At 66.4% G+C, this 14,461-nt stretch carries 7 protein-coding genes and 3 rRNA genes; all 10 read right to left on the bottom strand.

Annotated features, from left to right (window positions below):
• Positions 1-8 precede the first annotated feature (8 nt).
• A complete protein-coding gene (locus B6G06_RS03640; protein ID WP_081171011.1) occupies positions 9-1,070 on the bottom strand; it encodes an HAD-IIA family hydrolase in 1,062 nt (353 codons plus the stop codon).
• A complete protein-coding gene (locus tag B6G06_RS10725; RefSeq protein WP_420807198.1) occupies positions 1,067-2,392 on the bottom strand; it encodes a tetratricopeptide repeat protein in 1,326 nt (441 codons plus the stop codon). Before B6G06_RS10725 ends, B6G06_RS03640 begins: the two co-directional genes overlap by 4 nt.
• 488 nt (positions 2,393-2,880) lie before the next feature.
• Positions 2,881-2,999 (bottom strand): 5S ribosomal RNA (gene rrf / locus B6G06_RS03630).
• A 229-nt stretch (positions 3,000-3,228) separates the two neighbouring features.
• Positions 3,229-6,422: ribosomal RNA gene (locus B6G06_RS03625) — 23S ribosomal RNA — on the bottom strand.
• Between the two features lie 339 nt (positions 6,423-6,761).
• Positions 6,762-8,305 (bottom strand): 16S ribosomal RNA (locus tag B6G06_RS03620).
• The 16S, 23S and 5S rRNA genes sit together here, the layout of an rRNA operon.
• Positions 8,306-8,916: 611 nt before the next feature.
• Positions 8,917-10,179: a tyrosine--tRNA ligase gene (gene tyrS, locus B6G06_RS03615; protein WP_080463494.1), complete on the bottom strand. Its 1,263-nt coding sequence runs from the start codon at positions 10,177-10,179 to the stop codon at positions 8,917-8,919.
• A 214-nt stretch (positions 10,180-10,393) separates the two neighbouring features.
• Positions 10,394-10,771, bottom strand: coding sequence for a hypothetical protein (locus B6G06_RS03610; protein WP_081171009.1), 378 nt, complete (start codon positions 10,769-10,771; stop codon positions 10,394-10,396).
• Positions 10,771-11,499: a DNA-3-methyladenine glycosylase gene (locus B6G06_RS03605; protein ID WP_081172190.1), complete on the bottom strand. Its 729-nt coding sequence runs from the start codon at positions 11,497-11,499 to the stop codon at positions 10,771-10,773. The genes B6G06_RS03610 and B6G06_RS03605 overlap by 1 nt, the downstream gene beginning before the upstream one ends.
• Before the next feature lies 1 nt (position 11,500).
• Positions 11,501-13,036 (bottom strand): argininosuccinate lyase, encoded by a 1,536-nt coding sequence (gene argH, locus B6G06_RS03600; protein ID WP_205635467.1) that lies wholly within the window; start codon positions 13,034-13,036, stop codon positions 11,501-11,503.
• Positions 13,037-14,383: an O-antigen ligase family protein gene (locus B6G06_RS03595; protein ID WP_081171007.1), complete on the bottom strand. Its 1,347-nt coding sequence runs from the start codon at positions 14,381-14,383 to the stop codon at positions 13,037-13,039.
• Positions 14,384-14,461 lie beyond the last annotated feature (78 nt).

Below are 14,461 nucleotides of genomic sequence, written 5' to 3'. Positions count from 1 at the left end.
ATATCCGTTCACGGCGCGACGGTGATCTCGGGCAGGCCGAGCACCTGGGCGCCCGCCCGGGAGCCGCCAGTGGCGTCGGCGCCGGCCCAGGCAGCGGCGGCGAGAGCCCGATAGGCGTCGAGGGTCACGGTGGCAGGGCGCTCGAGGGGGCCGGCCCCGGCGAGCTCGAGGCGACCGCCGCTCACGCGCGCGCGCTCCCGACCGACGCTCCACCAGGCCCCGTCGCTCATGGGCTCGGGGTGAGCCTCGATGAGACCGCGCAGGTCGGTGTGGAGGAAGGCGGGGCGCTCGGCGGGGTCGGCGAGGATGACGTCGCGGGCAGTGCTCACCCCGGTGAGCACGTGGAGACCGGGGATCCCCGCGGTGCGGGCCCCGACGTGGTCGGTGTTGAGCCGGTCCCCCACGGCGATCGGGCTCGTGGCGCCGCTGCGGGCCAGGGCGCGCTCGTAGATACCGGGGAAGGGCTTGCCCCCGGCCAAGGGCTCCTTGCCGGAGGCGTGGGCGATGGCCGCCACGAGGCTGCCGTTGCCCAGGGCGAAGCCGCGTTCGGTGGGCAGGGTGGCATCGAGGTTGGTGGCCACGTGCAGGGCCCCGGCCGTGATCGCGTAGAGGCCCTCGGAGAGCATGGCCCAGTCGACGGCGGAGTCCCAGCCCTGGACGACGGCGGCCGGACGGTCCGCGGCGGTGTCGGTGAGAGTGAAGCCCTCGTCGAGGAGCGCCTGGCGCACGCCGTCGCCACCGACGACGAGGCACAGCGAGCCCCGGGCGAGGTGCTCGGTGAGCATGACGGCCGCGTCCATGGCGGCGCTGAAGACCTCGCCGGGCTCCGCCTGGATGCCGTTGGCGCGCAGCTTGTCGACGACGGTGCGCGGCGCCCGCGAGGCGTTGTTGGTGACGAAGCTGAGTCGCATGCCCACGGCCCGCGCCGCGTTGACGGAGTCGGCGGCGTGCGGAACGCGGGCCTCGCCGGCGAAGCAGACGCCGTCGAGGTCGAGCAGGGCCCCATCGTAGGCGCTGGCCAGGGGGGAGGCGCTCCCCAGGAGGCCCGGAGGCAGGGGTGCGGAGCTCATGCTCGGGCCTCCTCGCTGTGGGCGCCGTCGGAGTCCTGAGCTGGATCAGTACCCGCGTCGGCGGGGATGCCGTGGGACTGGAGGTGCTCGATGAGCTCGTCCTCGATGACGTCGGCGCCGCGGGGGGAGCTGAGGCCCCCGGAGGCGTGCTCGCTGGTGCTCTTGGCGACGTCGCCGGGCTCCGAGTCATCTGAGTCTTCGGAGGCATCGATGTCATCGGTCAGGGCCTCGGCGAGCCTTTCGTCCTGCTCGGGGCAGTCGGCCGACTCGGGCTCGTCAGCTCCGGCGGCCTGGGCCGCCCGCTCCTCCTCGGACTCCTCCTCGACGTCGTAGACCTCGACGCCCGGCTCGGCAGGCTCGGGGGCCTCCCCGATGCGCTCGCGAATGGCGTCGGCCTCCTGTGCGCGCCCGAGGTCCTCGAGGCGGTCGGCTCGTACGGAGTGGAGGCGGCGCAGCGTCTCCCGGTCCCCGCGGAAGAGGCGGATCGCGTCCTCGATGACGACGAGCCCGAGCTCGTCCTGGCCCATCTCGTGGCGGATGCCGGAGACGACCATGGCGATCTCGGCCTCCTCGACGTCATCGAGCTGCTTGGGGTCGGCCTCCGCGGCCGCCTTGAGGGCCTGGTTATAGCGACCGAGGGCCCGCTCGCAGTCGGCCTCGATGGCGCGGTGGAGGTCGAGGCCGGACAGTCGGCGGGCGGCGCGGATGTCGCGCAGGGCATCGGAGTAGTGCTCGGAGAGGTAGGCGGCGATCCCCGCGGCCTCGCGGACGACGGCGATCCTGCCTGCGTGGGAGGCGGCGTAGCGGGCGTGCTCGTAGGCCGCAGCGGGGTCGGTCTCGACAAGGCGCTGAACCATCACCAGGTGCCTGGCGACGTTCTCCGCGTTCGAGCGCCCGAGGGCGCGCAGCTCGCGCCTCGCGGAGGCCTCGAGCTGCGCGGGCTCGACGTCGGCGGGCACGCGGGGCTCGGGAATCCGGTTGCGCTGGAGAGGACGGGCATCGCGCGCACCGGGGCGGCCATTGCGGCGGTCCCCGCCGAGGCGACCGCCCCGGGAGCCCCCGGAGCCGCCGCGACGATCATCGCGGGACCCGTAGGGGCGGCGCTCGGAGCGCTCACCGTAGTCGTGACCGCGATAGCCGCCATCGCGGCCACCGCCGCCCCGGTAATCACCGGAACGGTCATCCTGCCGGTAAGAGCGGTGCTGTCGGCTCCCACCACCGGAGCGGTTGCCACCTCGAGTGCCGAAGCCGTGGCGGTCGCCGCGCGCGCCACCGGATCGTCGAGCGCCGTCGTTCCTGTCATACGCCCTGTCGTGAGCCATGGTCCTTCTTCCTGTGGCCGACTGCCTCGGGGAATCACGCAGTCCTTCTGGCTCAAGCCTACTCAGGCCCCATGTACCACCACGGCATGGGGGTGGGTGAGATTCGTCGGGTTGGTGCTTGCTGTGGTGTGGTGGCTGGGTGTGGGGGGGGGGCGATCTGGGCTCGCGTGTGCGGTGCGGGCCTGCGCGGGCAGTGGTGGTGTGTCCTGTGAGCCGCGTGGATGAGGGCGCGGTGTTTTCTCCGGTGCGAGGCGCCCCGGGGGGGTCAGACGGCTCGCCGAGGGGGAAGGCGCCCCCCGGGCGGGCGGGTGGGGTGATGCCGCGAAGGGCGCGTGTGCGTGTGTGCGTGTGTGCGTGTGTGCGTGTGTGGGTGGGTGGGTGTGGGAGAACAAAACAACAACACAAAAAACAAGAAAGAGAACAGAGAGACCCCACCAACACACCCTTACGGGCGCGCAGGGGGTCTCCCTGCTCTCTTCCAAGCAAGTACCCGGCAGTGTCCTACTCTCCCGCCCCTTAACAAGGACAGTACCATCGGCGCTGGGGGTCTTAGCTTCCGGGTTCGGAAAGGAAAACCGGGCGTGGCTCCCCCGCTATGACCACCGGGACGTCTCTATACACCACCCACCCACCAAGTCACCATGGCAGACAGGCTCACATCACCCACCCCCCAACCCCCACACAAAACATGAGGACAAACACAAGAGGGGGCTGTGGGCTGGTCATGAACCGCATAGTGGGCGCGCCGCCGTATTCTAAACAACTCCGCACACGCACCAACCATCCCTACCCGCCCCACAACAAGGAAACAAGCAAGAACAAGCCAGCGCGCTAAATATGTTGATTGTATCGGCCGATTAGTACCAGTCAGCTCAATAGCCCTTACAGGCTTTCCACCCCTGGCCTATCAACCCAGTAATCCACTGGGGACCTCCCACCCCCCAAAAAAAGGGGCATGGATACCTCATCTTGAAGATGGTTTCCCGCTTAGATGCTTTCAGCGGTTACCCGTCCCGAACGTAGCCAACCAGCCGTGCCCCTGGCGGGACAACTGGCACACCAGAGGTTCGTCCGTCCCGGTCCTCTCGTACTAGGGACAGGCCTTCTCAAGTATCCTGCGCGCGCAGAGGATAGGGACCGAACTGTCTCACGACGTTCTAAACCCAGCTCGCGTACCGCTTTAATGGGCGAACAGCCCAACCCTTGGGACCTGCTCCAGCCCCAGGATGCGACGAGCCGACATCGAGGTGCCAAACCATGCCGTCGATATGGACTCTTGGGCAGGATCAGCCTGTTATCCCCGGGGTACCTTTTATCCGTTGAGCGACGACCCACCCACACGGGATCGCCGGATCACTAGTTCCTGCTTTCGCACCTGCTCGACCCGTCGGTCTCACAGTCAAGCTCCCTTGTGCACTTGCACTCAACACCTGGTTGCCGACCAGGCTGAGGGAACCTTTGAGCGCCTCCGTTACACTTTAGGAGGCAACCGCCCCAGTTAAACTACCCACCAGGCACTGTCCCTGACCCGGATCACGGGCCCAGGTTCAGGCGCACGCCATGGCCAGAGTGGTATTTCAACAACGACTCCACCACCACTAGCGTGACGGCCTCACAGTCTCCCACCTATCCTGCACAAGCCATAGCGGACGCCAATACCAAGCTATAGTAAAGGTCCCGGGGTCTTTCCGTCCTTCTGCGCGAAACGAGCATCTTTACTCGTACTGCAATTTCGCCGAGCTCATGGTGGAGACAGCGGGGAAGTCGTTACGCCATTCGTGCAGGTCGGAACTTACCCGACAAGGAATTTCGCTACCTTAGGATGGTTATAGTTACCACCGCCGTTTACTGGGGCTTGAATTCACCGCTTCACCCCAAAAAAAGGGGCTGACAGATCCTCTTAACCTTCCAGCACCGGGCAGGCGTCAGTCCGTATACATCGCCTTGCGGCTTCGCACGGACCTGTGTTTTTAGTAAACAGTCGCTCCCCCCTGGTCTCTGCGACCCTCCCCCCCAACGGGCAAGCCGTCTCAGGGTTCAGGCCCCCCTTCTCCCGAAGTTACGGGGGCATTTTGCCGAGTTCCTTCACCATGATTCACTCGTGCGCCTAGGCATACTCTGCCCGACCACCTGTGTCGGTTTAGGGTACGGGCGGCTCGCACCTCGCGCCGGGGCTTTTCTCGGCGCCACAGGATCACCCTACTATCCCCCACCAAAAAGCGGGGTCACCATCACGCCTCACCCTCCCACCCCACAGGGCAGGCAGCCCCCGGATTTACCTAGGGACCGGGCCGCACGCTTGAACGGGCCAAGCCATCAGGCCCGCGAGGCTACCACTGCGCGTCACCCCTGTTAATGCGCTTGCCTACCAGCACGGAGGGTCCCCAGACCACCACCCACAACCCACACCAGGAACCCGAAAGCCCCCAGCACAAGTCAACGTGAGCAGCGGCGTGGGTCAGCACCCGCACGTCAGCATGGACGGTGCTACACCGGTACGGGAATATCAACCCGTCATCCATCGACTACGCCTGTCGGCCTCGCCTTAGGTCCCGACTCACCCAGGGCGGACTAGCCTGGCCCTGGAACCCTTGGTCATTCGGCGCTAGGGCTTCTCACCCTAGTATCGCTACTCATGCCTGCATTCTCACTCCCACGCCATCCACCCCTGGGTCACCCCGAGGCTTCACCCGGCGCAGGACGCTCCCCTACCACCCGCCACCCCTGCCCAACCCGCCCAAAAAGGGACAAGGAAGGAAAGGAACAAACGCGACGGGTCCGCGGCTTCGGCGGCGTGCTTGAGCCCCGCTACATTGTCGGCGCACGATCACTTGACCAGTGAGCTATTACGCACTCTTTCAAGGATGGCTGCTTCTAAGCCAACCTCCTGGTTGTCTGCGCGACCGCACATCCTTTCCCACTTAGCACGCGCTTAGGGGCCTTAGCCGGCGATCTGGGCTGTTTCCCTCTCGACGACGGAGCTTATCCCCCGCCGTCTCACTGCCCCGCTCACACCCGAACGGCATTCGGAGTTTGGCTGACGTCAGTAACCCTGTGGGGCCCATCAGCCACCCAGTAGCTCTACCTCCGCCGGGCAACACGAGACGCTGCACCTAAATGCATTTCGGGGAGAACCAGCTATCACGGAGTTTGATTGGCCTTTCACCCCTACCCACAGCTCATCCCCCCCATTTTCAACTGAGGTGGGTTCGGTCCTCCACACGCTCTTACACGTGCTTCAACCTGGCCATGGGTAGATCACCCCGCTTCGGGTCCAGGACGCGCCACTAAAACGCCCTCAATTCGGACTCGCTCTCGCTACGACTCCCCCACACGGGTTAGCCTCGCGACACGCCACTGACTCGCAGGCTCATTCTTCAATAGGCACGCCATCACCCCAAAAAAGGGCCCTGACGGCTCGTAGGCGCCCGGTTTCAGGTACTCTTTCACTCCCCTCCCGGGGTACTTTTCACCATTCCCTCACGGTACTCATCCGCTATCGGTCATCAGGAAGTATTCAGGCAACCGAGTGGTCTCGGCAGATTCACACAGGATTCCACGGGCCCCGTGCTACTCGGGAACACCACACACACAGGCCCACCAGTTCCGCCTACGGGGCTATCACCCACTACGGCCCCCCTTCCCAGGAGGTTCGGCTACCAGACAAGCTTTCTCACTGCGCCCCGCTCCGGCAGAAACGAGAACGGCGATGCCCCACAACCCCGCAACCGCAACCCCTGCCGGGTAATCACACGACCACGGTTTAACCATCATCCGCTTTCGCTCGCCACTACTCACGGAATATCCTCTCCTGCGGGTACTGAGATGTTTCACTTCCCCGCGTCACCCCCCACGCCCTATGAAATTCAAGCGCAGGTGACCGGGCATGACCCCGGCCGGGTCCCCCCATTCGGAAACCCTCGGATCACAGCCCGCTAGCCGGCTCCCCGAGGCTTATCGCAGGCCACCACGTCCTTCATCGGCCCCTGATGCCAAGGCATCCACCGAACGCCCATAAAAACAAACAACACACAAAACACACAGAGCAAAAACAAACGAAATCACACACAGCCCCGCACACCACCCCCTCAGCAAACCCCAACCCAAACCAGGCCAGAACCCACCAAGAAAACAGCAAACACGGAACCATGCAGATGCTCGCGCCCACTATACAGTTCACAACCAACCCACCCACACACCAACCCACCCCCCAACCAAAGGGAGACAAGCCAGCATCAGGCCCACAAAAGGGAACGGCATGCCGCCCCAGAACCCCGATAGCGCGCCACACTCACCCACATCACCCAACCCCCCGAACCCAGCCAACCACGACCAGGCAATAACAAACGAGAGGCCAAAAACTCCTTAGAAAGGAGGTGATCCAGCCGCACCTTCCGGTACGGCTACCTTGTTACGACTTCGTCCCAATCACCAGCCCCACCTTCGACCGCTCCCCATAAGGCCACGGGCTTCGGGTGTTGCCGACTTTCATGACGTGACGGGCGGTGTGTACAAGGCCCGAGAACGTATTCACCGCGGCGTTGCTGATCCGCGATTACTAGCGACTCCAACTTCACGGTGTCGAGTTGCAGACACCGATCCGAACTGAGACCGGCTTTAAGGGATTCGCCCCGCCTCACGGCATCGCAACCCTCTGTACCGGCCATTGTAGCATGCGTGAAGCCCAAGACATAAGGGGCATGATGATTTGACGTCATCCCCACCCTCCTCCGAGTTGACCCCGGCAGTCTCCCGCGAGTCCCCGCCATAACGCGCTGGCAACACGGGACAGGGGTTGCGCTCGTTGCGGGACTTAACCCAACATCTCACGACACGAGCTGACGACAACCATGCACCACCTGTGACGGCGCCCCACAAAAGCAGGGAAGCCACGTCTCCGCGACCAACACCGACATGTCAAGCCTTGGTAAGGTTCTTCGCGTTGCATCGAATTAATCCGCATGCTCCGCCGCTTGTGCGGGCCCCCGTCAATTCCTTTGAGTTTTAGCCTTGCGGCCGTACTCCCCAGGCGGGGCACTTAATGCGTTAGCTACGGCGCGGAAAACCCGGAAAGGCCCCCCACACCTAGTGCCCAACGTTTACAGCATGGACTACCAGGGTATCTAATCCTGTTCGCTCCCCACGCTTTCGCTCCTCAGCGTCAGTAACGGCCCAGAGACCCGCCTTCGCCACCGGTGTTCCTCCTGATATCTGCGCATTCCACCGCTACACCAGGAATTCCAGTCTCCCCTACCGCACTCAAGCCGGCCCGTACCCACCGCACGCCCCCAGTTAAGCCAGAGGATTTCACGGCAGACGCGACCAACCGCCTACAAGCCCTTTACGCCCAATAATTCCGGACAACGCTCGCGCCCTACGTATTACCGCGGCTGCTGGCACGTAGTTAGCCGGCGCTTCTTATCCAGCTACCGTCAACCCACCCAAAAAAGCAGGCCTTCTTCACTAGCGAAAGAGGTTCACAACCCGAAGGCCTCCATCCCTCACGCGGCGTCGCTGCATCAGGCTTCCGCCCATTGTGCAATATCCCCCACTGCTGCCTCCCGTAGGAGTCTGGGCCGTGTCTCAGTCCCAGTGTGGCCGTCCACCCTCTCAGGCCGGCTACCCGTCAAAGCCTTGGTAGGCCATCACCCCACCAACAAGCTGATAGGCCGCGAGCCCATCCCCCACCAGACAAAAGACCTTTCCCAACCCCACCATGCGACAGAGCCAGAATATCCCGTATTAACACCACTTTCGTGGCGGTATCCAGAAGAAGGGGGCAGGTTACTCACGTGTTACTCACCCGTTCGCCACTCATCCACCCCAACAAAAGCCAGGGCTTCACCGTTCGACTTGCATGTGTTAAGCACGCCGCCAGCGTTCGTCCTGAGCCAGGATCAAACTCTCCAAACAAAACCCACAAAACAAACACACCCAACCCACCCCAAACACAAGGCAGACCAAGCGCATCCATCCCATAAGCCAAGCCCAGAAAAAACAAACCAGGCCCAACCCACACCACCACCCAAAAACAGGCAACAGCACAGGCCAAACAAAAAAAGCCACAGCAACCAACCCACACCACCACCCAAAACAGGCAACAGCACAAGCCAACCACCACAGCACAACCCACCCAAGACACCCAACCAAAAAAATCAAGCACCCAGACAGGCCAAAAAATGACATAAACAAGCATGACACACTATCGAGTTCTCAAACAACACACCCACCCCACAACAACAACCCCACAACAAGGGCCACCACCACAAGAAGGCGCGAAGGAAACATTACAGAATGGAGCGCCTCAGATCAAACCAAGGACCGGTGATCCCGATCTCGCACCCCCTGTTCAGTTCCAGCCATTCGACCCCGAGAAAATCTCGGCGCCGCGTTTGGCCGAGGAGTAGATTACGTAGCGCTCGCCGCGTCGTCAAATAACAAGTCGGTGACGGTGATCACATAGGCGCTGCCACCGACTTCTCGCAGATCAGAGGGCTTCAGATAGGCGCTCGCGAGTCTCCTCGTCACTTGCTCCGCGCCACTGAGAGCGTCCTGCGCCCCTTGCGCACGAGGACCACTCCCCCGGCGAGCAGATCGGCCTCGGTCACCACGAGATCCTCGTCGGTGACCTTGACGTTGTTGAGGTAGGCGCCGCCTGCGGCGATGGTCCGGCGTGCCGCGCCGCGCCCCTTCTCCAGCCCGGCGCCGACGAGGAGATCAACGATCGTCGACTCTCCCACGACCAGATCCGAGCCAGGCAGGTCCGCCGTGGCCGCCGCCATGGTCGCCTCGTCGATCCCGGCCAGATCGCCCCGGCCCCAGAGCGCCGCCGTGGCCGCCTCGGCCCGCACGAGCGCCTCCTCGCCATGGACCCAGCGCGTGACCTCGCGGGCGAGCGCCCGCTGGGCCTCGCGCGCCTTGGGGTTATCGGCGACGGTCGCTTCGAGGCACTCGATCTCCGCGCGGTCCAGGAAGGTGAAGACCTTGAGGAAGCGCACGACGTCGTCATCGTCCACGTGGAGCCAGAACTGGTAGAAGGCGTAGGGGCTGAGCATCTCGGGATTGAGCCAGATGGCGCCGCCCTCGGTCTTGCCGAACTTCGTGCCGTCGGACTTGGTGATGAGCGGGTTGGTCATGACGTGGACGGATGCGCCCTCGACCTTGTGGATGAGGTCCATGCCGCCCACGAGGTTGCCCCACTGGTCGTTCCCGCCGACCTCGAGGGTGCAACCGTAGCGGCGGAAGAGCTCGAGGTAGTCGTTGGCCTGGAGGATCTGGTAGCTGAACTCGGTGTAGGAGATGCCCTCCTCGCTGGCCAGGCGGCGCGCGACGATGTCTTTGGAGAGCATGGTCCCCATGCGGAAGTACTTGCCGAGGTCGCGCAGCAGGCCGATGGCGGTCAGCTCGGCGGTCCAGTCGAGGTTGTTGACGATACGGGCGGGGTTGGCACCCTCGAAGTCCAGGAGGTTCTCGAGCTGGGATTGCAGGGAGCGCGCCCACCCGGCCACGACCTCTGGGGTGTTGAGGGCGCGCTCGCCCTTGTCGCGGGGATCTCCCACCAGTCCGGTGGCACCGCCGACGAGCGCGAGGGGGTGGTGCCCGGCCATCTGGAGGTGGCGCATGACCTTGACGGCCACGAGGTGCCCGTGGTGGAGCGACGGCGCGGTGGGATCGAAACCGCAATAGAAGGTGATCCGGCCCTCGGTGAGCGCAGCGCGGAGCGCGTCGATGTCTGTGTGCTGGGCGATGAGCCCACGCCACTGCAACTCGTCCAGGATGTCGGTCACGGTCCTGTTGCCTTCCATGGGTCTGAGCCGGCCTCGGATGGGGGCGGCGGCGCCGGGCGCGCGCCTCGGCGGCGCTAGTCTGCCACGTTGGCGGAGCCGCTCAGGCCCCCATCCGGCTCAGCGCTCCGGAACCAGGCCGATCCTGGGCCCGTACTCTCCCAGCGCAGGCGCTCGAGCACGCGTCGGACCGGCATTGGCCGGGCTCTGGAGACGGTCACGAGCGCCCTCCGGGCCGGTCCCAGGTGAGGGTGTAGCGGTCGTAGAAGCGGCGCCGCACCCGTGCCCCCGGGAGGATCAGCGCCGCCGCCCGGCGGACCTCCGCCAGCGACTCGCGGAGCCTCGCGACGGGCACGCCGATGTCCCGCGTCTCGCCGTGGAGTCGGCCCGCCATCGGGATCGACAGGAGGCTCAGCCCCGAGACGATCCAGTCCCAGACGCTCGCGCTCGCGGCGAGCCCGACAACCGTGAGCCGTCCGCCGGGCGCCACGAGCCCCGCCAGGCGCTCCAGCCCGGCCTCCAGCCCCCGACAGCGGCGTCGGGCGGCGAGCTCATTGTGGAGGACCGTGTTGTGGTTCCAGTAGTCCCCGGGCATCACAGCCCTCCCGGCGAGGCTCCCCCTCGCCTGGCTCGCCTGGGTGCGGCCGCCCTGTAGGGCGAGACGGTGGGCTCGCCGTCGATCCAGAAGCGCCACGGGTAGAGCCTGCCGTCGCCGCCGGGGCCCGACACCCCCGTGCGCGCCCCCGTGCGGACAGCGTCCGGCGCCGGAGCAGTGCCGGGCTCGGCCAGCGCCAGGCTCACGCGAGAGCCCGGCGCACCCAGCGCGACGCCGTCGTCGTCGAGCGAAAGTCCCAGCGCCCGGCACAGGCGCGCGGGCCCACGGGCCAGGTCCCGGTCGCTGCGGGCGGCCGGCCGGCGCGATCGGGCGAGCTCAAGTCCCTCCACCACCTCACCGCCACGCAGCAGCACGGCACGGGACACGCCCTCGGGCCCGGTGACGACGTTGACGCAGTGGTGCATGCCGTAGGTGAAGTAGACGTAGATGACACCGCCCGCGCAAAACATCGAGGCGTTGCGGGCGGTGGGCCCCCGGTAGGCGTGGGAGCCGGGATCCTGCTCACCCCGGTAGGCCTCGACCTCAGTCAGGCGCACCGAGACGGTTCCCGCGGAGTCGGTGGCGGAGATGACCGCCCCCAGGAGCTGCGGGGCCGCCTCCAGGCAGTCAAGGGCCAGCAGGCGCCGCGTCTCCTCGGCCAGGCCGATCCCCCGTCCGCTGCCCTCGGGGGCCGCGGACTCGGAGGGCCCGTCCGGTGCGGAGGGCATGTCAGTCCTCAGGCCCCGCGCCGTCAGGCCCATCGAGCAGGGAGCCCTCCCAGGAGAAGACCCGCAGCTCGGCCGAGCGCTCAATGGCGCGTGCCAGCTGCTCGACGACGCGCACGGGCGCGGTCCCGCCGTGGCCCCGGCGCGCCGCCACCGAGCCGGCGGCGGTCAGGATCTCGCGCACGCCCGGATTCAGGCGCGCGTCGATAGCCGCGAAGTCCTCGTCGCTCAGATCCCACAGCTCCATGCCGCGCGTCTCGCACTCACGCACGCAGGCCCCCGAGATCTCGTGAGCCTCGCGGAAGGGCACACCCTCCTTGACCAGCCACTCGGCGACGTCGGTGGCCAGGGAGAAGCCCTGGGGGGCGAGCTCGGCCATGCGCGCGGTGTCCAGGCGCATGGTGGCGACCATCCCGGACACGGCCGGCAGGAGCACCGCGAGGGTGTCGAGGGCGTCGAAGACCGGCTCCTTGTCCTCCTGCAGGTCGCGATCGTAGGCCAGGGGCAGGGCCTTGAGGGTGGCGAGCAGGCCGGCAAGGTCTCCGATGAGGCGACCCGCCTTGCCGCGGGCGAGCTCGGCCACGTCCGGGTTCTTCTTCTGCGGCATGATCGACGATCCCGTGGAGTAGGAGTCGTCGAGGGTGACGAATCCGAACTCCTTGGTGTTCCAGATGATGATCTCCTCGCTCAGGCGCGAGATATCCACCGCCGTCATCGCCAGGATGAAGCTCATCTCCGCGACGACGTCGCGGGCCGCCGTGCCGTCGATGGAGTTCTCCACCGAGGCGTCGAAGCCGAGGTCGGCGGCGACGGCGTCGGGGTCCATCCCCAGCGTGTTGCCGGCCAGGGCGCCGGAGCCGTAAGGGCTCACCGCGGCACGGGCGTCCCAGTCCTCCAGGCGCTCGACGTCGCGCATGAGCGGCCAGGCGTGGGCCAGCAGGTGGTGGGCGACGAGCACGGGCTGGGCGTGCTGCATGTGGGTGCGGCCCGGCATGATCGCCTCACCGGCGGCGGCGGCCTGGTCGACGAGGGCGTCGACGACATCGAGGACGAGTCCGGCGACGTGGCGGGCCTGGTCGCGCAGGTACATGCGGATGAGCGTGGCGATCTGGTCGTTGCGCGAGCGCCCCGCCCTCAGGCGCCCACCGAGGTCCTCACCGGCGCGCTCCATAAGGCCGCGCTCGAGGGCCGTGTGGACGTCCTCGTCCGCCGGCGTCGGGGTGAAGGCCCCGCTGACGACGTCGTCCTCCAGGCGGTCGAGGGCATCGAGCATGCCGGTGAGCTGGTCGTCGTCGAGCAAGCCCGCGCCCGCCAGCGCGCGGGCGTGCGCGCGCGAGCCGGCGATGTCGTAGCGGGCCAGTCGCCAGTCGAAGTGGGTGGATACACTCAGCGCCGCCAGCGCCTGGGCGGGGCCACCGGTGAAGCGCCCGCCCCACAGGCTGATAGCGCCCCGGCCCTCCGGGGGGCTCCTGAAGGCGGCGGCATCTGCGGCGTCGGGAATGCGGTCGAGCGGAGACGTCATGACCCCATCATGACGCATTCACCGGCGGGGGTCCTCCCCGATCCTGGTCCGGCTGGGCCGTCCGGCCTCCTTGACGGTGAGGCGGTGCAGTCCCAACCAGGTGCCGATGGCGCAGGCGACCATCCAGTTGCCCTCGGACAGCAGGCGGGACTCAGTCAGGGCCTGGATCGCCAGCGCGGCGGAGACGAGGAGGGGCAGCAGCACCGAGGGCGCGGAATCGAGGTAGAGCAGGGCCAGCCGTCCGGTGCGCACGAGGAGCAGCAGGACGACGGCCACGATGAGGATGAATCCGACGATACCCGTTTGGAACAGCGCCTCGAGATAGGCGTTGTGCGCGCTCATGGTCGGGGTGCCGTCGGGGCGGACGACGAGCGTCTGGAACACCGGGAGCCAGGGCTGCCAGTACATGACCCATCCCCATCCCAGGATGGAGTGCTGCTTCCACAGGTCGATGACGCGCTCCCAGATGATCGCCCGGCCCGACATGTCCGGGCTGCGGTTGAGCAGCATGGCCAGGTCGTGGCGGAAGAGGAGCGCCATCAGGCCGATCAGCAGGCAGGCCGCGGCGGTGCGCAGGATCGCCTGGTAGCGCTGCTCCCGGGGCACGTGCCGCAGCCACCACAGCACCACGGCGAGGATCGCGCAGATCACCGCCGCGACCGTCACCGTGGCCGAGCGGGTCAGGACCAGCGTGAGCACCGAGAGCGAGGACCACACGATGAGGTGGGAGCGGCTGATCTGCTGATCCCTCCATCGCACGACCACGCAGATGAGGGCGAGCAGGGCGATGAAGGCCAGCGGATTGCGGTTGCCGACGATCCCCTGGATCGGGCCTCCCTGGAGCAGTCGGTTCTCGCTCCAGAAATAGGAGATGGGCACGCTCTCCCATCCCCGCATGTAGAGGGGGATGAGAGGGTGCTTGAGGACGAGCGCCACGTAGGTCTCGAGCGCCAGGCTCAGTGCGATCGTGGCCTCGAGGGAGCGCCCCAGGGCGACCGTGAGCTGGCGCAGCGAGAGCGCGCAGGCCAGGAGGATGCCGGCCGCAGTGGTCGCCACCATGAGGGCGGAGGCGAGGAGGGTCTCATTGGGGAACTGGGTCCAGGCGATGCTGGCCACGCACCATAGGCAGTAGGCACATGTCGCGGGGGGCAACGCGCGCCATACGATCCGGTGCCCCTCGAGGCGGAAGGCCGCGTACAGCGCGATCCCACTGATCGCCGCAATGATGCCGAAGGGCGTCCAGCCCACGACGTTGCGGATGCCCTGCCCGGAGAAGGTCAGGAAGAAGGCCCACACGGCGAGGCCGGGGATGACTGAGCGCCCATGGGCGCGCCCCGCGGGGGCGTCGATCTCCTCACGCTGCATTTTTGTCATCCGTGTCTGTCGGTCCTGCTCCGTCGGTGCTCCCGCGGGCGATGCCAGACGACGGAGCTCCTCAGATGT

The sequence above is a fragment of the Actinomyces gaoshouyii genome, assembly GCF_002076915.1.
Classification (GTDB): Bacteria; Actinomycetota; Actinomycetes; order Actinomycetales; family Actinomycetaceae; genus Actinomyces; species Actinomyces gaoshouyii.
The sequence above is the reverse complement of the archived record's forward strand: the minus strand, read 5'-3'. Positions and strand labels throughout refer to the sequence as shown.